The 20,620-nt window shown below is 37.7% G+C and carries 20 protein-coding genes; 16 read left to right on the top strand and 4 right to left on the bottom strand.

The annotated features are described in order from the left end of the window. Positions 1-16: 16 nt before the first annotated feature. The 5 genes from V1L66_RS18355 (at position 17) to V1L66_RS18335 (ending at position 5,923) form a co-directional block, all read left to right on the top strand. On the top strand, positions 17-298 hold the full coding sequence (locus V1L66_RS18355; protein WP_004224778.1) for a YlaN family protein: 282 nt from the start codon (positions 17-19) through the stop codon (positions 296-298). A gap of 60 nt (positions 299-358) precedes the next feature. Next, positions 359-1,540 carry an FtsW/RodA/SpoVE family cell cycle protein gene (locus tag V1L66_RS18350; RefSeq protein WP_333006882.1) on the top strand — a complete coding sequence of 394 codons (1,182 nt, stop codon included), beginning with the start codon at positions 359-361 and terminating at the stop codon, positions 1,538-1,540. 12 nt (positions 1,541-1,552) lie between these two features. Next, complete coding sequence (pyc, locus tag V1L66_RS18345; RefSeq protein WP_333006883.1) at positions 1,553-4,987, top strand: pyruvate carboxylase; 3,435 nt, start codon at positions 1,553-1,555, stop codon at positions 4,985-4,987. Positions 4,988-5,121: 134 nt separating this feature from the next. Continuing rightward, positions 5,122-5,742: a TetR/AcrR family transcriptional regulator gene (locus V1L66_RS18340; RefSeq protein ID WP_312126972.1), complete on the top strand. Its 621-nt coding sequence runs from the start codon at positions 5,122-5,124 to the stop codon at positions 5,740-5,742. Then, positions 5,735-5,923, top strand: a complete 189-nt coding sequence (locus tag V1L66_RS18335) for a hypothetical protein (protein ID WP_312126974.1) — start codon at positions 5,735-5,737, stop codon at positions 5,921-5,923. The genes V1L66_RS18340 and V1L66_RS18335 overlap by 8 nt, the downstream gene beginning before the upstream one ends. A gap of 51 nt (positions 5,924-5,974) precedes the next feature. Here the strand turns inward: V1L66_RS18335 and V1L66_RS18330 are convergent, their stop codons facing one another. After that, on the bottom strand, positions 5,975-6,898 hold the full coding sequence (locus V1L66_RS18330; RefSeq protein WP_016992770.1) for a heme A synthase: 924 nt from the start codon (positions 6,896-6,898) through the stop codon (positions 5,975-5,977). Between the two features lie 336 nt (positions 6,899-7,234). Here V1L66_RS18330 and cyoE point away from each other — a divergent pair, with 336 nt between their 5' ends. The 7 genes from cyoE to V1L66_RS18295 all read left to right on the top strand — a co-directional run bounded on the left by cyoE (position 7,235) and on the right by V1L66_RS18295 (position 13,840). Beyond that, on the top strand, positions 7,235-8,152 hold the full coding sequence (cyoE, locus tag V1L66_RS18325) for a heme o synthase (protein ID WP_016992771.1): 918 nt from the start codon (positions 7,235-7,237) through the stop codon (positions 8,150-8,152). A 99-nt stretch (positions 8,153-8,251) separates the two neighbouring features. Beyond that, a complete protein-coding gene (gene coxB / locus V1L66_RS18320) occupies positions 8,252-9,340 on the top strand; it encodes a cytochrome c oxidase subunit II (protein WP_036077087.1) in 1,089 nt (362 codons plus the stop codon). A gap of 40 nt (positions 9,341-9,380) precedes the next feature. Beyond that, a complete protein-coding gene (ctaD, locus tag V1L66_RS18315; protein ID WP_004224787.1) occupies positions 9,381-11,264 on the top strand; it encodes a cytochrome c oxidase subunit I in 1,884 nt (627 codons plus the stop codon). Continuing rightward, on the top strand, positions 11,264-11,890 hold the full coding sequence (locus V1L66_RS18310) for a cytochrome c oxidase subunit 3 (protein WP_004224788.1): 627 nt from the start codon (positions 11,264-11,266) through the stop codon (positions 11,888-11,890). The genes ctaD and V1L66_RS18310 overlap by 1 nt, the downstream gene beginning before the upstream one ends. Then, positions 11,890-12,234, top strand: a complete 345-nt coding sequence (locus V1L66_RS18305) for a cytochrome C oxidase subunit IV family protein (RefSeq protein ID WP_004224789.1) — start codon at positions 11,890-11,892, stop codon at positions 12,232-12,234. The genes V1L66_RS18310 and V1L66_RS18305 overlap by 1 nt, the downstream gene beginning before the upstream one ends. 180 nt (positions 12,235-12,414) lie before the next feature. Further along, a complete protein-coding gene (gene ctaG, locus V1L66_RS18300; protein ID WP_016992773.1) occupies positions 12,415-13,338 on the top strand; it encodes a cytochrome c oxidase assembly factor CtaG in 924 nt (307 codons plus the stop codon). A gap of 40 nt (positions 13,339-13,378) precedes the next feature. Further along, the gene (locus tag V1L66_RS18295; RefSeq protein WP_016992774.1) at positions 13,379-13,840 is read left to right on the top strand and encodes a DUF420 domain-containing protein; all 462 of its coding nucleotides are present in this window, start codon (positions 13,379-13,381) and stop codon (positions 13,838-13,840) included. A gap of 15 nt (positions 13,841-13,855) precedes the next feature. Here the strand turns inward: V1L66_RS18295 and ytvI are convergent, their stop codons facing one another. Continuing rightward, on the bottom strand, positions 13,856-14,917 hold the full coding sequence (gene ytvI, locus V1L66_RS18290; RefSeq protein WP_333006143.1) for a sporulation integral membrane protein YtvI: 1,062 nt from the start codon (positions 14,915-14,917) through the stop codon (positions 13,856-13,858). A gap of 145 nt (positions 14,918-15,062) precedes the next feature. After that, positions 15,063-15,464 (bottom strand): YugN family protein, encoded by a 402-nt coding sequence (locus V1L66_RS18285; RefSeq protein ID WP_333006142.1) that lies wholly within the window; start codon positions 15,462-15,464, stop codon positions 15,063-15,065. Positions 15,465-15,611: 147 nt separating this feature from the next. On the opposite strand from V1L66_RS18285, the gene V1L66_RS18280 reads away from it, so the two are divergent. Beyond that, a complete protein-coding gene (locus V1L66_RS18280; RefSeq protein ID WP_016992777.1) occupies positions 15,612-16,769 on the top strand; it encodes a CAP domain-containing protein in 1,158 nt (385 codons plus the stop codon). 150 nt (positions 16,770-16,919) lie between these two features. Beyond that, positions 16,920-18,392 (top strand): UDP-N-acetylmuramoyl-L-alanyl-D-glutamate--2,6-diaminopimelate ligase, encoded by a 1,473-nt coding sequence (locus tag V1L66_RS18275; protein WP_016992778.1) that lies wholly within the window; start codon positions 16,920-16,922, stop codon positions 18,390-18,392. Here V1L66_RS18275 and V1L66_RS18270 read toward each other — a convergent pair. After that, on the bottom strand, positions 18,373-18,873 hold the full coding sequence (locus V1L66_RS18270; protein ID WP_258859596.1) for a PaaI family thioesterase: 501 nt from the start codon (positions 18,871-18,873) through the stop codon (positions 18,373-18,375). The two genes, V1L66_RS18275 and V1L66_RS18270, sit on opposite strands and share 20 nt — an antisense overlap. Before the next feature lie 87 nt (positions 18,874-18,960). On the opposite strand from V1L66_RS18270, the gene V1L66_RS18265 reads away from it, so the two are divergent. Then, on the top strand, positions 18,961-19,407 hold the full coding sequence (locus V1L66_RS18265) for a YlbF family regulator (protein ID WP_016992780.1): 447 nt from the start codon (positions 18,961-18,963) through the stop codon (positions 19,405-19,407). Positions 19,408-19,514: 107 nt separating this feature from the next. After that, positions 19,515-20,567: a tartrate dehydrogenase gene (locus tag V1L66_RS18260; RefSeq protein WP_333006141.1), complete on the top strand. Its 1,053-nt coding sequence runs from the start codon at positions 19,515-19,517 to the stop codon at positions 20,565-20,567. The last annotated feature ends 53 nt before the right edge of the window (positions 20,568-20,620 follow it).

Below are 20,620 nucleotides of genomic sequence, written 5' to 3'. Positions count from 1 at the left end.
TAATGGGGGCGTCCTCATGGATACGAAATCACAAACTTCTTTTCAAGAGAAGGCTTTGGAGCTATTAGTTGCTGATGCAGATAAGATTGCTCGCCTTATTCGAGTACAAATGGATCATTTAACAATGCCACAATGCCCTTTATATGAGGAAGTATTAGATACACAAATGTTCGGCCTGTCACGTGAAATTGACTTTGCTGTGAAGCTTGGATTAATTGAACGTGAAAAAGGCAAAGAAATTCTCGATTCACTCGAGAAGGAACTTTCTGTACTACACGACGCGTATACAGACAAATAAAAAGAAAAACTCAAACGCTTTTTTGCGCTTTGAGTTTTTTTACTAGAACGAGGTTTTCCAATGAGACAATACTTAAAACGTTATGCACAAAATTTTGATTACCCCTTATTTTTTACGGTCCTATTATTAAGTTTATTTGGATTAATTATGATTTACAGTTCAAGTATGATGGTTGCTATTGTTCAAAAAGGTCAAGCACCTGATTATTTTTATCAAAAGCAAGTGACCAATTTAATGGTGGCATTTCTTGGCTTTATCCTTACAGCATTTTTCCCATATAAGCATTATGCGAATAAGAATATTATGTTATTGCTAACTGTTGTGTTAGTTGTGTTATTTACATGGGTAAAAGTAGCAGGTAATGGGGCAGAGGAAGTAGGTTCTCAAAGTTGGATTGCTATTCCAGGTTTAGGGAATTTTCAACCTTCAGAGTATGCGAAACTATTTATAATTTTATATTTTGCAGCTGCTTTTTATCGAAAAGCGCAAAAATATACGTTTGAAAAGCTACAACCTACTGAAATTTTTTACCCAATTTTTCTATGGATTTTAGTGGTTGCTGGGGTAGCCTTTGAAACAGACTTAGGAGCAGTGATTATTCTATGTGGTATTGCTGTTTCAGTTGTTGCTTCAAGTGGTATTCCATTTAAAACATTTTGGAAGTTTTTTGGTGTATTGGGTGCATTTGGTACAGCCATTCTTGGTATTCTATGGATATTTAAGGGAGAGCTACTAACAGGAAATCGAAAAGGACGGATATTGTCTTACTTAAATCCGTTTGAGTATGAGGATGGTAGTGGTCACCAAGTGGTGAATAGTTATTATGCCATTGGCGGAGGCGGCTTAGAAGGGCGTGGCCTTGGTCAATCCATTCAAAAATTAGGATACTTGCCTGAACCACAAACAGATTTTATTATGGCAATCATAATGGAAGAGCTAGGGATTTGGGGTGTTTTAATTGTCCTATGTGGTTTAGGATTTATTGTATATAAAGGTTTTTCTATTGCATTGCGAACAAAAGATCCATTGGCACGCATGATTGCGGCTGGCATTGCGAGCTGGATAGGCTGGCAATCGTTTATTAATCTTGGGGGTGTAACCGGGTTAATCCCGTTAACCGGTGTAACGTTACCTTTTATAAGCTATGGCGGTACATCTATAATCATTCTATCTTTAGCGATGGGAATATTGATCAATGTTTCTATGTTTGAAAAGGTAGAGAGGAAAAAAACACAATCATAAAGGGGGATACCTATGGAATCAATCAACAAAATTCTCGTAGCCAATCGAGGAGAAATTGCAATTCGTATTTTCCGTGCCTGTACGGAGCTGAATATCCAGACTGTTGCCATCTATTCAAGAGAAGATAGTGGTGCTTTTCATCGCTTTAAAGCAGATGAAGCTTATTTAGTGGGAGCTGGCAAGAAACCAATCGATGCTTATTTAGATATTGAAGGTATTATTGCCATCGCAAAAGATGCAGATGTTGATGCGATTCATCCAGGGTATGGTTTTTTATCAGAAAACGTGGAATTTGCACGTCGCTGTGAGGAAGAGGGCATTGTCTTTATCGGACCAACTTCTCAGCATTTAGATATGTTTGGAGATAAGGTCAAAGCACGCTCTCAAGCCATTGCGGCTGAGATTCCGGTTATTCCTGGTACAGATGGCCCAGTAGCCGATCTAGCAGAGGTAGAGACATTTGCTAGCAATTATGGCTATCCAGTTATGATTAAGGCAGCACTTGGCGGTGGTGGTCGAGGGATGCGTCTAGTCCATGCGCCAGAGGATCTTGCTTCTTCCTATGAAAGAGCAAAATCAGAGGCAAAGGCTGCTTTTGGTTCCGATGAAGTGTATGTAGAAAAAGCAATCATAAAGCCAAAACACATTGAAGTACAAATTATTGGCGATAAACATGGCAATATTGTGCATTTATATGAGCGTGATTGCTCAATTCAGCGTCGTCATCAAAAAGTGGTGGAGATTGCGCCATCTCATTCGATTTCACAAGAGTTAAGAAATCGTATTTGCGATGCTGCTGTGAAATTAATGAAGAATGTCTCGTACATAAATGCAGGGACAGTGGAATTTTTAGTCGCAGGAGACGATTTTTATTTCATCGAGGTAAACCCTCGCATCCAAGTAGAACATACAATTACAGAAATGATTACAGGTGTCGATATCGTCCATGCCCAAATTAAGGTAGCGGCAGGCTATGGGCTACACAGTGAAGAAATTCATATGCCAAAGCAAGACGATATGCCAATGATTGGCTATGCCATTCAGGCCCGTGTGACAACAGAAGACCCTGCAAATGATTTTATGCCAGATACTGGAAAGTTAATGGTTTACCGTTCAAGTGGTGGTTTTGGCGTGCGGTTAGATGCTGGAAATGGATTCCAAGGCGCTGTTGTAACACCATACTATGACTCTTTGTTAGTAAAGATTTCAACATCGGGCATGAACTTTAAAGAAGCTGCAGCGAAAATGGATCGTAATTTGAAAGAATTCCGTATTCGTGGCGTTAAAACGAATATCCCTTTTTTAAACAATGTTGTTACACATGAGAAATTTTTATCAGGTGCCTTTGATACTAGCTTTATTGATACAACGCCAGAGCTTTTCGAGTTCCCTGTGCGTAAAGACCGTGGAACAAAGCTGTTAAGCTATATAGGGAATGTGACCTTAAATGGCTTCCCAGGTGTAGAGAAGAAGTCAAAACCTATCTTTGCTCAGCCGAACCAACCTAAAATTGATCCTTTAATTGTACCACCAGCAGGTACGAAGCAGATTTTAGATACACAGGGAGCAGATGGCTTAGTGCAGTGGATTTTAGCACAGGAAGACGTACTACTAACAGATACTACATTCCGCGATGCCCACCAATCTCTCCTTGCAACACGTGTTCGTTCACAGGATATGTATCAGATTGCAGATGCAACAGCTCGCATGATGCATCAGTTATTCTCGCTGGAAATGTGGGGCGGTGCAACATTTGACGTAGCCTATCGTTTCTTAAAAGAGGACCCATGGGAGCGCCTAGAAAAACTGCGCGAGCAAGTACCAAATGTCTTGTTCCAAATGTTACTGCGTGGAGCTAATGCCGTTGGTTACACGAATTACCCTGATAATCTAATCCGAGAATTTATCGCTGAATCGGCTTCATCAGGAATTGATGTATTCCGTATTTTCGATAGTTTAAACTGGATTAAAGGTATGGAAGTGGCGATTGATGCAGTGCGTCAATCTGGAAAAATTGCTGAAGCGGCCATCTGTTATACAGGTGACATTTTGGATGATAGTCGAGCGAAATATTCGGTGCAATATTATAAGGATATGGCGAAGGAGCTAGAGCTAGCTGGTGCACATATTTTAGCGATTAAAGATATGGCTGGTTTACTGAAGCCAGAAGCGGCCTATCGTTTAATTTCCGAGTTAAAAGAGACGACAAGTCTGCCAATCCATTTGCATACGCATGATACAAGCGGCAATGGGATTTACTTATATGCTAAAGCCATTGAAGCAGGTGTAGATATTATCGATACAGCGCTTGGATCTATGGCGGGCTTAACATCTCAGCCAAGTGCAAATTCCTTGTACTATGCGATGAAGGGGAGTAAACGAGAAGTACGTGCGGATATTGATTCTTTGGAAAAATTATCGTACTACTGGGAAGATGTTCGTAAATACTATAAAGATTTCGAAAGTGGCATGATTAGCCCACATTCTGAGATTTACGTGCATGAGATGCCTGGTGGCCAATATAGTAACTTACAGCAGCAAGCAAAAGCGGTAGGGCTTGGTGATCGTTGGGAAGAAGTAAAACGCATGTATTCCCGTGTAAATCTACTGTTTGGTGATATTGTCAAAGTGACACCATCCTCCAAGGTGGTAGGAGATATGGCTTTATTTATGGTGCAAAATGACTTAGACGAAAATACGGTCTTAACAAGAGGGAAAACAATTGACTTCCCAGATTCTGTAATTGAATTCTTCCAAGGGTATCTTGGACAGCCACATGGCGGGTTCCCAGAGGCATTACAACAAGTAGTGTTAAAAGATCGCGAAGCAATTACAGTTCGTCCAGGAGAATTATTAGAGCCTATTCAGTTTGATCAATTAGAGGCTGTGCTAGAGGAAAAGTTAAATCGTCCTGTTACGAAAAAGGATGTTCTGGCTTATGCTCTTTATCCAAAAGTCTTTGAGGAGTATGCGAAAACAGCAGAATCCTTCGGTAATATTTCAGTTCTTGACACACCAACATTCTTATATGGCTTAAAGCTTGGGGAAATTATTGAAGTCGAAATAGAAAAAGGGAAAACATTGATTATTAAACTCGTTTCAATCGGGGAACCGCAACACAATGGAACACGTGTCCTTTACTTTGAGCTCAATGGACAATCGCGTGAATTGGTGATTCAAGATATGACTGTTGAGGTTGATGGCAATTTAGCATTAAAAGCCGATCCAAGCAATCCAAACCAAATCGGTGCTACAATGCCAGGTACTGTGTTGAAAGTTGTTGTTTCTAAAGGTAGTCCTGTTAAACGTGGGGATCACCTGTTAATTACAGAAGCGATGAAAATGGAAACAACTGTCCAAGCACCTAAAGACGGCATTGTAAAAGAGGTATATGCAAGTGCAGGAGATGCCATTTCAACAGGGGATCTATTAATTGAAATTGAATAGATAGTCGTAAAAAAAGGTTATTAGATACTTTTATTAGTAATATCTACATAACCTTTTTTATTGCGTTTAAGCGATAAATCATATAAAATTTGATTACTTAATCAAAAAAATGTTCGACCAATCAGGAGGGGTCTATGGATAGCAGTAAAAATACCTTTATTCAGGAAGCAAGAAAGCAGCAAATTATTGAAGCTACGATAACGACACTTGATGATATTGGCTATGTAAAGGCGAGTCTAGCACAAATTGCTAAACGTGCTTCTATTAGCACAGCATTAATTTCTTATCATTTTGTAGATCGACAAGATTTAATCAACCAAAGTCTGCTAGCACTAATTGAGCAATCCACAACTTTTATTTTGACAAAAACATATACTGCCAGTGACCCTGTCACACAATTAGCAAACTTCATAGAGGCAAGCATTGCTTATCAAGCGACACACCCAAAAGAAAATGCAGCATTATTAGAAATTGTCTTCAACGCTCGAACTGAACAAGACATCCCTTACTATAAACTGCCAGATGAAGAGGAAGATCCACTATTGAAGGCATTATGTAATATTTTAGAAGATGGAAAAAAACAGGGGACATTTAGTGTTCGCTCTGTCGATGTAATGGCAAAAGTAATTCAAGGAGCGATTGGTGAATACATGCTTATAGGGGGACCGCTTGCTATTGCGGCAGAGGATTACAGTCTCGAGGTAACAAATATTATATGGACAGCAATGAAAGTAGAGGGGCCAAAAAATGCTTAAAGCACTATTTAACTGGATGTTAGTCATAGGTTTAATTTTATTAGGAGGCCGTCTCGTAACGCTAATTTGTCGATATTTCGACATTCCTTTTACAACATTTTTTAAAGATTATGCTTTTGTATCCATGATTATTTTAATTGTTGGAGTTATAGGGACTGAGGCTATGAAGAAACAAAAATAGTCATAGAAAAAAGATTCGACACATCGTTGGTGGCGAATCTTTTTTAATGGGCTATTTCTTTTTCTCATTATAATTACTTCGAGCGACTAGCATGATCATATAGCATAATAAACCGAATAAAAGGGAAATAAATAATGAATGCAGTAAAGCTACCGTTAAATTCAGTTTAGTAAGGACTACTAACATACCTGCAATAACTTGTAAAACTACTATTGTAAAGGCAATTATCCATCCATAGTATATAACACGTTGATGTTTATATTCCTTTACAGCATGCCAAGTTATGTATGCAATCCAAATGAAAATAATAAGAACTGCTAATCGATGTCCCATTTGCACCCATTCATACATATTATTCGGCGGTGCGAAAGGTGTTTCATTATAGCAAAATGGCCAATCAGGACAAATTAAGCTCGAATCTGTATGACGAACTAGCGCCCCAGTATAAACGACTAAATAAGAATAAATTGTGACAGCAATTGTATGCCAACGTAACTTTTTACCGATAAATACGTTATCAGCATCAAATTTCCGATCGACTTCAAATACAATCATAGAGAGAAGAAGAACCGCGGCAAAGGAAATAAGAGATATCCCAAAATGTAGTGCTAAGATGAAATCACCTTGCCCCCATAATACTTGAGCTGCTCCAATAAGAGCTTGCGCGATTAAGAAAAACATTGCTAAGAAACCTAATAGCTTTACTTCACGAATATGTCCGAGCTTACGCCATGTCCAAACGGTTAACACAAGAATTGAAATAGATACAACTCCTGTTACGAGACGATGTGAGAATTCAATAAGGACTTCTGGTGTAATCTCCTTTGGAATAAGAGATCCATTGCAATCAGGCCAGTTTCGACCACAGCCTAGGCCACTATCTGTTTTGGTAACGAGAGCCCCACCTAGTAATATAAGGAGCATCCCTACTGTAGCGGCAACAGCAAACCACTTCAAATACCTGTTGTGTTGCATAAAATGAGTCACCTACTTTATCTATCAACATTACAAGAACGTAATGTTTCTGCTACTAGATAATATCGAAAATACGTATAAAAAACAACTTGTAAAGAGAAGGGACTACTAGATGTCGATTCCATTTCACAAATTGTTCATAATTTCGTGCTTTAACCTTCACAATTCATTTTAGAAAATGTTTTACTATAGATATGTTGTTTTTAATTATATTTCTAGACAAAGCTAATTTTTACAACTTCATCTAAATTTCACTTAATGTCTAGAAATCAATCGCAAATTTCGCTATAGTTATTGTTAGCGGAATATGCTTACAAAAATGAAAGGAGAGGTATTATGTCAAACGGTCGTACACTGGCGGCTACTAGAAATCCTGGTCCAGAAACAACATCTGTTGTAAAAGATTTCTTAGCACTAATAAAAATTGGAATCGTTAACTCGAATCTTGTCACAACGTTTACAGGGATGTGGCTGGCTTTTCAGTTTACTAGTAGACATTTCTTGCAAGAGCTTGATGTCATATTTTACACCATGCTGGGTGCGGCATTAATCATTGGTGGCTCAGGTGCAATGAATAATTTCATAGATCAGGATATAGATCCTATCATGAAAAGAACAAAGGCAAGACCGACAGTGACAGGCAGATTTAAGCCAAACTTTGTGTTGACCATTGCCCTCTCATTTTTAATTGTAGGTGAAATTTTGTTATTTGCGGCATCGTTTGCAGCCGGCATGTGGGGACTAGTAGGAATATTTGCTTATGTCGTTCTGTATTCAATGTGGTCAAAGAGGAAGCATGTTAGTAACACGGTTGTAGGTAGTATTTCGGGGGCTATTCCTCCTGTTATTGGATTCGCAGCGATTGAGCCCGCCTTAGGTCCAGGAGCACTAGCCTTATTCCTTATTATGTTTGCATGGCAACCACCACATTTCTATGCGCTTGCCATGAAACGGACTGAGGAATATCGTGCAGCTAAAATACCAATGCTACCTGTTATAAAGGGATTTAAACGTACAAAGTACTCAATGTTATTCTGGATTCTTTTATTATTACCGTTACCTTTCCTTTTAACAGAGCTTGGAATTGGCTTTTTAACTCTTGCTACTGCATTGAACTTGGGTTGGTTAATACTAGCTCTGAAAGGCTTTACAACAAAAGATGATATGAAATGGGCAAATAAAATGTTTATTTATTCGTTGAATCATATGACCATACTATTTGTAGCCATCATAATATTTGCGGTGTTTAGCTAAAGTTAGGGATTCTTTCTTTTTATAAGAATTCATATAGACAGAACTGATGTCCTAGGTACACATGAAAATACAACAAAGAAAGAGGGGTTTAATTAAGCTATGATGAAAGGGCTTAAAAAATGGCGTCTTTTTTCACTTCTAGCAGTGATGATGGTTTTCCTTTCAGGTTGTGGTGAAGATTATCTTTCTACACTAAAACCATCTGGAGAAGTAGGTAAACAACAATTGAATTTATTACTGTTAACTACTGTAATTATGACGCTAGTAGTAGTAATAGTATCCGTTATCTATTTACTTGCATTCCTAAAATACCGTCGTGCACGCGTGGGTGAAAATGTTATCCCTAAGCAAGTAGAGGGTAGTCATACTTTAGAAGTGATTTGGACAGTTATTCCGATTATTTTATTATTAATTATCGCTGTACCAGTTGTTACAACTACTTATAAATTTGCAGATGTTGCTGCAATGGATGAGGTAGATGAAGAAGGGAACAAAACAGCCCTAACAATCAATGTAACGGCAAAATTATACTGGTGGGAATTCGAATATCCTAACCAAGGTATCGTAACGGCTCAAGAGCTAGTGGTACCAACAGGTGAAAAAGTTTACTTTAATTTAAAAGCTGCCGATGTTAAGCACTCATTCTGGATTCCTGCTGTAGGCGGTAAAATGGATACAAACGTGGAAAACTTAAACAAATTCTACTTAGTATTCGATAAAGAATCAAAAGATCTTAAAGATGGCGTATTTTATGGAAAATGTGCTGAATTATGTGGACCTTCACATGCTTTAATGGACTTTAAAGTAAAAACATTAAGCCCAGATGCATTTGATGCATGGGTTGATGCAATGAAAGCAACTGAAGGACAAACTGCTGACAAAGCTTCAACTGATCTTGGTGAAGCAACTTTTGCTAATAGCTGCTTAGGCTGTCATGCTATCTCTGGTTCAGGAGCAGGCGGTACACCAGGTCCAAACTTAACTACGTTTGGTGACCGTAACCGTGTTGCTGGTTTCTTAGAGCATAATGAAGAAAGCTTAAAAGCTTGGATTAAAAACCCTGAGGAATTTAAACCAGGTAACTTAATGATGAATTCTGATGGCACTGCGCCTATTTACGGTAATTTATCTGATGAAGAAATTGAAGCTCTTGCAACTTACATCATGGGCTTATCAGTAGAAAAATAATTTTCGTTCTATGTAACAAATTTTGAGGGAGGTAAAAGTTGTGAGCTCATACACACAGAAAAAGGGCTTTGGAGCAGCTGTCTGGGATTACATCACTACTGTCGACCATAAAAAGTTAGCAGTGATGTATTTATTAGCCGGTACATTGTTCTTCGCTATCGCTGGTTTTGAAGCATTATTAATGCGTATTCAATTAATGAAACCAAATAATGATTTCGTATCAGCTGGTTTTTTCAATGAATTATTAACAATGCACGGAACAACAATGTTATTCCTAGCTGCTACGCCACTACTATTCGCATTTATGAACATGCTTGTACCATTACAAATTGGTGCGCGTGACGTTGCATTCCCGTTCCTTAACTCATTAGGGTTCTGGTTATTCTTCCTAGGTGCAGTATTCCTTCACCTGTCATTCTTTATGGGTGGCGCTCCTGATGCGGGCTGGACTTCTTATGCATCATTATCTTTATACTCTCCAGGACATGGTATTGATTTCTATGTACTTGGTTTACAAATTTCAGGGGCAGGTACTTTAATTTCAGGTCTTAACTTTATCGTTACGATTATTACAATGCGTGCTCCAGGTATGACATTTATGCGTATGCCATTATTCACTTGGACTGCTCTTGTATCAAGTGCCTTAATTTTATTCGCATTCCCTCCATTAACAATTGGTTTATTAATGATGTTATTTGACCGTATGTTCGGTGGTAACTTCTTTGACCATACAATGGGTGGTAACACAGTAATTTGGGAACACTTATTCTGGATCTTCGGACACCCAGAGGTTTATATCTTAGTATTACCAGCATTTGGTTTATTCTCTGAGATCATTCCAGCGTTCTCTCGTAAACGTCTATTTGGATACTCTTCAATGGTATTCGCTACAATTTTAATTGGTTTCTTAGGGTTCATGGTTTGGGCTCACCATATGTTTACAGTTGGTCTTGGGCCAACAGCAAACGCAATTTTCGCTGTTGCAACAATGGCAATTGCGGTTCCAACAGGTATGAAAGTATTCAACTGGATCCTAACTATTTGGGGTGGGTCAATTAAAGTTACAACTCCAATGCTTTATGCACTTGGATTCATCCCGTCATTCGTTGCGGGTGGTGTTACAGGGGTAATGCAAGCATCTGCACCTCTTGACTATCAATTACACGATTCTTACTTTATCGTTGCTCACTTCCACTACGTAATCGTTGGTGGTATTGTTACAGCACTATTCGGTTCAGCGCACTTCTACTGGCCAATTTTCTTCAACCGTATGTTAAACGAAACGCTTGGTAAGATTACTTTCTGGGTATTCTTTATCGGATTCCATTTAACATTCTTCCTTCAACATTTCTTAGGTTTGATGGGTATGCCACGTCGTGTATTCACTTACATGGAAGGTCAAGGTTGGGATCAATTCAACTATATCTCTACAATCGGTGCATTAATGATGGGTGTAGGGGTTATCTTAATGGTAATCAACTGCTTAATGTCTATTAAGGGCAAACCAGCAGGACGCGACCCATGGGGCGATGGACGTACTTTAGAATGGTCAATTCCACAACCAATTCCATTCTATAACTTCCGTCAAACACCACTTGTTCGTGGTTTAGATCCATGGTGGATTGAAAAGCAAGAAGGTAATAAAGAAGTTACATTTGCTGAGCCACTAGGTGATATCCATATGCCAAATAACTCAGCGATTCCATTCGTTATTTCATTAGGTATGTTTATTGCAGCATTTGGTGCACTTTACAATCCAGACGCAGATAAACCATGGTCTATCTATGTATTAATCATTGGTTTAGCTATTACATTTGGTGCGATGATTGCCCGTTCTGTTAAAGACGATCATGGCTTCCATTTACACAAAGAAGAAATTCTTGAAATTGAAGAACATCTTTACGGCAAAGGAGGAAATAAATAATGGATTTCAATACTAAATTTACTCCTCATACTTGGCCAGATCATCCTGAACAAGCTACGATGGAAGGTAAAAATAAAGTCGTTGGTTTCTGGATTTTCCTTGCCTGTGAAGTTGTACTTTTCGCAAGTTTATTCGCTACTTATTTAGCGCTTAAGAACAAAGGGCCAGCTGGCATGGAGTTCACAACTCAAGGTTTATTTGAATTACCATTAGCATTTGCTATGACGATGTTATTATTAACATCATCATTAACATCTGTTTATGCAATTTACCATATGCGTAACTTTAACTTTAAAGGTATGCAAACTTGGTTAGCGATTACATTAGCTTTAGGTCTTGGATTCTTAGCACTTGAAATCTATGAGTTCAACCACTATGTGCACCTTGGTTTTACATTTAACCAATCTGCATTCGCAACAGCTTTCTATTCTTTAGTTGGTACACACGGTTTCCACGTAACTTTAGGTCTTGTATGGATTGGTACTTTAATGATCCGTAATGCTAAACGTGGATTAAACCTGTACAATGCACCTAAATTCTTCGTAGCTGCTTTATATTGGCACTTTATCGACGTAGTTTGGGTATTTATCTTCACAGTAGTTTACTTGATGGGAGTGATCGGATAATGTCTTCACACGATACACCTATAGTTGCTAAGTCTCAAGCACAGTATGAGTATGATCGTCATCATAATGCCGTTCATATGCGTAAACAAGTAATCAACTTTGCGATTATGATTTTCTTCACTTTTATCGCATTCGCAGTAGTTGCAGCTGATTTTTCTAAATACTTAATTATGCCATTCGTATTATTATTGGCTGGCGTTCAAGTTGTACTTCAACTTTATTCTTTCATGCACTTAGAAGACAAAAAAACGCACTTTGGTGGCGTTATTGGATTCTTCATGTGGATGGGAATCTTAATCGCATTTACATTCTTCTTAGCATTTTTAACAATCATTTGGTGGTAATCACCAAAAAAGCACGTTCGTTATTTTGTACGAACGTGCTTTTCTTATGTTTTGAAGTTATTAAGGTATCAAAAGAGGCAAACGCTGTTAAACTTAACATTTGTTCACCTTTCGTTCATTGCAGTATAGCTGTAAGCGTTTTATAATAGGAGTACTGAAGTTTAAAGGAGTGCGTTCTATATGCCACTTAGTATATTTGGTTTCCAAGCATTGTGGAGCCCGTATTTAATAGGGGTTCTTGTTTTTATAACAATCATTTATTTTTTAGTCACAACAAAGTGGCGTAAAGATTTTAAAGTAAGTGAACCTTTGAAAAAAAGTGAAGCTATTTACTTTGTTTTAGCTATGATTACCATTTATATTATCAAAGGATCACCTATCGATTTAATGGCTCATATTATGTTTACCATGCACATGGTGCAAATGGCTATTCTGTTATTGCTTGTTCCTATTTTCCTAATTAAAGGGATTCCTTGGTGGGTTTGGAAGGTGGCTATTGAGGCGCCGGTAGTTAGAACGTTGTTTAAAGTGCTAACATTACCAGTTGTTGCAGTCTTTGTATTTATCGGTCTATTTTCTATCTATCATTTACCGTCCGTATTGGATTACATTAAATTAAATGAAACATTACATGGTACCTATACATTTGTATTATTTCTTTCAGCAGTGTTTATGTACTGGCCTTTAATTCAAAATATGCCAAATAGTGATCAAATGAAGCCTTTGCATAAACTGGCGTATATTATTGCCAATGCCGTTTTAATTACACCTGCTTGTGGATTAATCATCTTTGCTCCAAATGCAATGTATGAGACATACACAAACGGTGATGCATGGTTAAAGGCAATGGAGCTTTGTGTACCAGCCTCTACATTGTCAGGATTATCTTTATCTGGACCAGAGCTATTTACAGACATGAAACCCGTTGCAGATCAGCAGTTAGGTGGCGTGTTAATGAAAATCCTACAAGAACTTATTTTTGGTGTACTTATTGGTACAATCTTCACAAGATGGTATCGTTCTGAGCAAAAAGATCCAGATAAAATCACTGCTGACGCTTTAGCTGCCCACCAAAAGAAGTGGGAAAGTCAACAGCAACATTAAATGAAGAATAGAAATTTACTTTGTGTAAGGAGTTTTGACAATGGAATTGCAAATTTTGCCTACTATTAGTACATCGTTTATCGTTATTAGTGCTGTACTAGTAGCAATAGGGTGGGGCTTAATTATAAAAAGAAATGTAGAGGGACATAAGAAAGTGATGCTTGCTGCAGGTGTTGCAGCACTTATTTTCTTTATCATCTATGCGTCCCGTACAATCTTTATTGGAAATACGGCTTTTGGCGGTGGAGAAGATTTAAAACCATATTATACGTTCTTCTTGATTTTCCATATTATTTTAGCGACATCTGGAGCAGTGTTTGGTATCGTTAGTATTATTTCAGGTTTGAAAATGAACATTAAATTACACAGACGAATTGGGCCAATTACAAGTATTATTTGGTTCTTTGTTGCCATAACAGGTGTATTAGTTTATTTATTATTGTATATTTTATTTGAACCTGGTGAAACAACATCAGTAATTAAAGCCATTTTAGGATTTTAAAAAAAATCTCCCTCCTTATTTCTGTGCAGGAGGGAGATTTTTTATAGTTGGTTGGAATAATGAAAGCACTACGACAACAAGTAATGGACCAATTAATATCCCAAGAAATCCAAAGATTTTAAAACCAATAAACATAGCAATAAAGGTATTCAAGGAAGAAAGTCCAATTTTATCGCCAATAATTTTGGGCTCGATCATTCGGCGGATTAGAAATTGCCCAAAGGTTAATAAAATTAAGATAGCTGCATATAAATAATCGCCAGCAAATACCTGATAGATTGCCCATGGGACTAATAAAATAAATGAATCAAGAAAAGGGATAAAGTCTAAAACAACAAGTAAAAGTGCTAATAGTATAGGAAAAGGTGTTTTTAAAAAATAAAACGCAGCGAATGATATGGCAAAGATCCCTATCCCTACAAGTAATTGAGCTTTCAGAAATCCAAATAAGGCTAGCTTAACACGTTGTCCAATAAAGATAATTTTTTGATGGTAATGAAAAGGAACAGGCGTTAATAATTTGCGATTAATTGTTGGTAATTCTAAAAGCAACATATACAACACAATCCAATAAACAAAAATATCAAATAGTCGTGTGGGAATATATGTTAGTAATGTGGACCAAACATTGACGTTAGTTAAGGATAAGGAAAATTTTTCAATGGATGCTAAGGCTTTTGCAATCATGAATTGAATTTGTGAAACTAGCTCTACAGGTAAATGATAGGTGTAGTTGCTGAGCTTAGATTGCATTTGTATCCATAGGGCAGACAATTGATTAAGATAATCTGGTATATCAATAATAAAGGAAGAAAATTGTTTCCAGCTTATATAGAGGATAAGTGTACATAATAATAAAGATATACTTAGAAAAAATAAAAAAAAGAAGAAAACAACGATTTTCCATTTTTTTCTAAACCGTTTGCACATTCGAACAATGATTGGTTCTAAAAGTAACGCGGTTAAGTAGGCAAGTAAAATTGGTAACGATATAGAGATTGACCAAAGGATAAGTATACCCATTGCGATAACAATAATGGGATGACGAAAAAAAGGACGATTAAAAAATGATAACATTTTTCCCACCTACATCTTGTAATAGATATAGGTAGTATGAGAAGAAAAAATTTTTTTACTCAAAATAAAAAAGACTGGACCACCAGTCTTTTTACAACCATGAAGCTATTTACACTTACTTGTAGTCACTTTAATGTACGAAAGATTAGCGTGCGTTAACAGGTTCAAAGTTATTTTTATTTGTAGGTTCGATTGAGAATTGATCTAATTCTAATTTAACCTTTTTTAAGATTTCTTCACATTTTTTTACAAGGTGTGCTGGATAAACTTCGTCATCGCCATATTCAACACCATGTGGATAATAGTATTTACCAAGGACTGGTTTCATTAATGTAAGGATGGCATCGTGTGCACCTACGTCACCAGAAATAGCATATGCGAATACGCGTAGGTAATAACGACCTTCACGAGTATCGAATCGTTTATCGAATGTCATACGCTCGTAATCCCAGCCGCCATCACATTTTAAACCATGTTTTTTCATAATGCTGACAAGTAGTTCTTGATCAGCTGTTAAATTTTCAAGGTTAGTATTTTCAAAATACATGTATAGTCCTCCTTTAGGTTCTCGTACAAAGTATACGCTCATTTTTATAATAGAGCATATTCGACATTGTTGCAATGACAACATTGTGTCAACCCAATTACAATTGATATAATAACTTACAATAATGGTGATGAAAAGGAGTCCTGTATGAAAGCTTTATTCCGCATTTTAATGGTTTGTGGTGCAGTTGCATTAATTGGCTTTATGTTCTTTAATACCCCTAAGGAAAATGAGCCACTAGAAGGCCCAAATACCAACTCGAATATCATACCTCAAACACAACTAAAGCAGGAACCTGCAATAGGAGCAATGACACGTCCACAAACGGGTATCTCCACATTGATAGGAAAAAGCACGCAAACTGTTTTAGAACAATATGGGGAGCCAGCAAGAAAAGAGCCATCTTCATTTGGTTATCAATGGTGGGTCTACAATAAAGATGTGTCAACTTTTTTTATGATTGGTATTGATAATAATATTGTGACACAAATTTACATAGCAGGACAAGAAATTGATGCATTTCCTTTTAAAGTGGGCCAAAAACGTGATGAAATATACAGAATGACAATCATTGATTATGAGGTAGCGGCCACTGTAGGCGAAAATATTTTCATTTTCTCGATGAGTGAAGAAGATATGCAAACAAGGCTGCTGATCAAATTTGATGGTCTTTATGCACAGCTTTATATAGATAGAGAGACGAGTGAGTTACAAGGGATACGATATACAGACAGTGAAACACTTGTCCTTCATCAGCCATATGAAATGAGCTACCAAGGGGAGCTTGTAAGACGTACGCCTCCTTCCTCATTTTTACAGCAAGAAATTGATGTGGCTAGCGCTAAACAATTAGATGATTTGTTAAATGTAACAAGAGTCCATCATGATTTACTTCCTTTAGAAATGGATGAATCGTTAGAGGAAGCGGCAAGGATGCATAGTGAGGACATGAAGGTGCAAAATTTTTTAGCGCATGAATCTCCAACCTATGGCGATCTAAAAAAGCGATTACAGACGCAACATATCGAGTATAGTGAAGCGAATGAAAACCTGGCAACTGCCTATTTTGATGCGATTGAAGCCATGCATGGCTGGACAAATTCTCCTGAACACAGAAAAGTTCTTTTGAATGATCGATATACCCGCGTTGGTTCTGGCGTCTTTGTAGATTATTACACGCAAATATATATTGAACCTACTACGCAAGAACTGGAAAGAGAAAAGCAAGATGATGATGAAGAGACAAAAAATGAAAAACAAGATAGCGAAGATTCTACAGAGAAATCAGATCAAACCTCACCATAACAGAATAATATTCAAATGAAGACAAGCTTTCAGCAAAAGGGCTTGTCTTCATTTTTTATGTGCATTTCTCCTTCTTTGAGGCTTCTACATTTTTCGTCACACCGTTACAAACGCCGTCATATGATAGAGAACTGAGAGGGGGAATGAGGTTTGCAATTAGCAGAGTTATTAAAAGACTGGCCATGCAGCGTGACAGGGGGATCTATACGGACAGAAATTACTGGTGTAGAGGACTATGCACAGGCAGTACAGCCTGGTGACATATTTATTGTGAGAAAAGGTAAAAAAACATCGGGAAGTCGGTTTGTCAAAGAAGCATTGGCACGCGGAGCAGCTGCCATCGTTTCAGAAGAAAGTATTTCTTTGCCAATTATAGATAAAGAAATTCCTTTTGTATGGGTTCCAAATACAGCATTATTTTTATCGTATGCAAGTGCGAAGCTTGCTGCTTTTCCAGCAGAAGCTTTAACTGTTATCGCCATTACGGGTACAAATGGGAAGACTACAGTGAGTCATTTTGTCAGTCAGCTACTAAATGCACTACATAAACAAGCAGCAGTTATTGGAACAGTTGGCTTTTTCATCAATGGTGAGAAACAACAAACAGCTTATGAGCAATTAACAACATTGCAGGCTAAAGAATTACATCCCATTCTTAAACAGTGTGTGCGAAAAGGTGTGACTCATGTTGTATTAGAAGCTTCTTCAATGGGGTTGCAGCAGCATAGGCTCGATCATTGTGACATTGACTGTGGTGTATTTTTAAATTTATCAGAAGATCATTTAGAAGATCATGGAGGGTTAGAAGCTTATAAACGTGCTAAAAAGCGTTTAGCGGATTTATCAAAAAAGCTAGTATTAAATGGAGATGATAATTTTTGCCGCTCTGTTGGCATTTATGATAAGAAAAAATCTTGCTCATTTGGTTTTGATAATCACAATGATTTACATATCCAAATCGTCAGTGAATCAGTTGGGAAAACCGTTCTTTGTTTACAGACTACAGCGAGTGAACATATTGTAGAAATTCCTTTTGTCGGAAAATATCATGTGCAAAATGCTGTAGCTTCTTTAATGGCTGTATGGCGCTTAGGTGTACCTATGGAAGATATAGTTGGACATATGTGGTCATTAAGGCTACCAGAGGGCAGGCTAGAGAAGATTGAAAATCCATTAGGTATTGATGTATATGTAGATTATGCCCATACAGCAGAAGCTTTACAAGCGGTGTTACAAACCTTTGATCGCTCCAAAACAATTTACCTTGTTTTCAGTTGTGGGGGAAATCGAGATAAGGCGAAACGCTTTGCAATGGGAGCAGTTGCAAGTAAATACGCTGATGTTATTTATTTAACAACAGATAATCCACGTGATGAAGATCCTATTGTGATTAATGAAAGTATTATTGCTGGTTTTTCAGAGCAACAATATTATGAAATTTATTTAGATCGCAAACTCGCTATCCATCAAGCGTTAGCAAAGGCAGAAAAAGGTGACATTGTCCTTGTTGCCGGAAAAGGGCATGAACAAACACAGCAAATTAAAAATCAAAAATTCCCTTTTTCCGATCAACAATGTATTAAAGACTATTTTGCGAGTTTAATTACAGACGACGCTGAATAACAAAGAAAGATCCTGTAGCGATGGCAAGCCTACGACCAGTTTCATCTTCGATATCACATTCCATGACAAGCGTTTGGCGTCCCTTATGGACAAAACGACCACGTGCAATCAATTCTTTATTGGTTGTGGTAGCAATATACGATACATTCATATTCGTAGTAACTACATTATAGCCCTCAGGCACAGACCGCGAAGCAAGCCCTCCCATAGCAGCATCAGCAATCGTGGCAATAATACCTCCATGTGGCACCTTTATCGTATTGTGGATGACAGGTGTAATAGGGATACGAACCTCACTGGCCTCAGGCTCAAATTTACCTACCATATGTAAAGTAGCATTAAGATAACGACGGTGAATGCCTTGCTGTTTCTCCCGCAGTCCATTTAAAAGATGTAATAAAACTTCTTCATCTTCCTCGGTACTATCTTGTAAAATCTCGGCAACTAATTGTTCAATCTGACCTTTAGATGTTGTCATCATTTGGAAAACCTCTTTCATTAAAATTATCAATAATGTAAAATTACCATAAAATCTGTTATGATGGGAAAGAGATTGGGGGAATTAAAAATGATGATGACCTCTGACTGGGTAATCATTTTGGATGAGGCGGAAGCGCTTTGTGAGATGATTCTTTCCTCAGAACCTGCGATGGCGCTACAACAAGCTTATGAAGCAGTATATAGTGATGCACAAATTGTTGAAGCTATATATGCATTTAATCGCATGAAAGAGCAGTACGAAGATGTACAACGTTTCGGTAAATATCATCCGGACTACCATACAATTATGAAGTCGATTCGCCAACAGAAAAGGGCCCTTGACTTAAATGAGAAAGTTTCGGCCTTGAAAATTGCTGAAAACGATTTCCAGGATTTACTTGATGAGATTAGCTTATTAATAGGAAAAACAGTCTCTGAAGCGGTAAAAGTTCCTGTTAGTAATCCATTCTTTGCATCTAGTTCATCTTGCGGAGGTGGATGCGGCTCAGGCGGTTCATGCTCTTGCTCAGCGTAAATCGGATGTGTATATAACATATCTCTTCTAGACTGTAGACAACTCGAAGGCAACAACTGAGTTAGTTTACAGTCTTTTTTATCATTAAATTGAAGGAGGAAGCATGAATGAAAACATATCGTATCGCTGTGATACCTGGGGATGGAATAGGAAAAGAGGTTGTGCCAGCTGCAATAAAAGTTCTAGATCAGGCAGCGTTATTAGATGGTCGCTTTCAATTTGAATGGACAACTTTTCCCTGGGGCTGTGAATACTATTTAGAGACAGGGAAAATGATGCCTGATAATGGCATTGAGCTGTTAAAACAGTATGATCAAATTTTTTTAGGTGCAGTCGGAATGCCTAACTTGGTTCCAGATCATGTATCATTATGGGGTCTGCTCATTAAAATTCGACGTGAGCTACAGCAATCTATTAATGTGCGACCAGCAAAGCTTCTACAAGGGCTACCATCACCTTTACGACAACCAAATGGCTTTGATTTTATTGTTGTAAGGGAAAATTCCGAAGGGGAATATGCGGAAAGCGGAGGAAGAATACATAGTGGTCAAGATGAAGTAGCAATCCAAAATGCTGTTTTTACAAGAAAGGGAACAGAACGGGCGATGCGCTATGCATTTGAACTAGCCAAAACACGTAATGGACATGTGACTAGTGCTACAAAATCAAATGGGATTACATATAGCATGCCTTTTTGGGATGAAGTGTTTGCTCAAGTAGGAAAAGAATATGAAGAGATAGGTCAAGCATCTAATCATATTGACGCTCTAGCGGCATTTTTAGTGATGAAACCAGAAAACTTTGATGTTATCGTAGCATCGAATTTATTTGGGGATATTTTGACAGATCTAGGAGGTGCCATTATGGGAAGCATCGGTATTGCACCTGCAGCAAATCTAAACATTGAAGGGCAATATCCATCAATGTTTGAGCCTGTCCATGGTTCTGCACCAGATATAGCTGGTCAAGGAATCGCCAATCCTATTGGACAAATTTGGACAGGTAAGATGATGCTCGATTTCCTTGGTTATCAAGATATGGGAATAAGGATATTAGATGCTATTGAGCAAACATTAGCGCAGGATATAAAAACGCCTGATTTGGGTGGAACTGCCACACTACAAGAAGTAACTGATGCAATCATAAACTATTTAACATAACGTTTAATGATATGGAAAGTAATAATGGGTCTAACATTTAAATGAAAGGGAAG

This window comes from Lysinibacillus sp. IITD104, from assembly GCF_036698265.2.
GTDB classification, from domain to species: domain Bacteria; phylum Bacillota; class Bacilli; order Bacillales_A; family Planococcaceae; genus Lysinibacillus; species Lysinibacillus boronitolerans.
Note: the sequence above shows the minus strand (reverse complement) of the source record. Positions and strands in the feature narration are given on the sequence as shown.

Bases quoted from the DNA above. Each gene is read 5' to 3' on its own strand.
- V1L66_RS18355 (WP_004224778.1), top strand. From the start codon at position 17: ATGGATACGAAATCACAAACTTCTTTTCAAGAGAAGGCTTTGGAGCTA.
- V1L66_RS18350 (WP_333006882.1), top strand. From the start codon at position 359: ATGAGACAATACTTAAAACGTTATGCACAAAATTTTGATTACCCCTTA.
- pyc (WP_333006883.1), top strand. From the start codon at position 1,553: ATGGAATCAATCAACAAAATTCTCGTAGCCAATCGAGGAGAAATTGCA.
- V1L66_RS18340 (WP_312126972.1), top strand. From the start codon at position 5,122: ATGGATAGCAGTAAAAATACCTTTATTCAGGAAGCAAGAAAGCAGCAA.
- V1L66_RS18335 (WP_312126974.1), top strand. From the start codon at position 5,735: ATGCTTAAAGCACTATTTAACTGGATGTTAGTCATAGGTTTAATTTTA.
- V1L66_RS18330 (WP_016992770.1), bottom strand. From the start codon at position 6,898: ATGCAACACAACAGGTATTTGAAGTGGTTTGCTGTTGCCGCTACAGTA.
- cyoE (WP_016992771.1), top strand. From the start codon at position 7,235: ATGTCAAACGGTCGTACACTGGCGGCTACTAGAAATCCTGGTCCAGAA.
- coxB (WP_036077087.1), top strand. From the start codon at position 8,252: ATGATGAAAGGGCTTAAAAAATGGCGTCTTTTTTCACTTCTAGCAGTG.
- V1L66_RS18310 (WP_004224788.1), top strand. From the start codon at position 11,264: ATGGATTTCAATACTAAATTTACTCCTCATACTTGGCCAGATCATCCT.
- V1L66_RS18305 (WP_004224789.1), top strand. From the start codon at position 11,890: ATGTCTTCACACGATACACCTATAGTTGCTAAGTCTCAAGCACAGTAT.
- ctaG (WP_016992773.1), top strand. From the start codon at position 12,415: ATGCCACTTAGTATATTTGGTTTCCAAGCATTGTGGAGCCCGTATTTA.
- V1L66_RS18295 (WP_016992774.1), top strand. From the start codon at position 13,379: ATGGAATTGCAAATTTTGCCTACTATTAGTACATCGTTTATCGTTATT.
- ytvI (WP_333006143.1), bottom strand. From the start codon at position 14,917: ATGTTATCATTTTTTAATCGTCCTTTTTTTCGTCATCCCATTATTGTT.
- V1L66_RS18285 (WP_333006142.1), bottom strand. From the start codon at position 15,464: ATGTATTTTGAAAATACTAACCTTGAAAATTTAACAGCTGATCAAGAA.
- V1L66_RS18280 (WP_016992777.1), top strand. From the start codon at position 15,612: ATGAAAGCTTTATTCCGCATTTTAATGGTTTGTGGTGCAGTTGCATTA.
- V1L66_RS18270 (WP_258859596.1), bottom strand. From the start codon at position 18,873: ATGATGACAACATCTAAAGGTCAGATTGAACAATTAGTTGCCGAGATT.
- V1L66_RS18265 (WP_016992780.1), top strand. From the start codon at position 18,961: ATGATGATGACCTCTGACTGGGTAATCATTTTGGATGAGGCGGAAGCG.
- V1L66_RS18260 (WP_333006141.1), top strand. From the start codon at position 19,515: ATGAAAACATATCGTATCGCTGTGATACCTGGGGATGGAATAGGAAAA.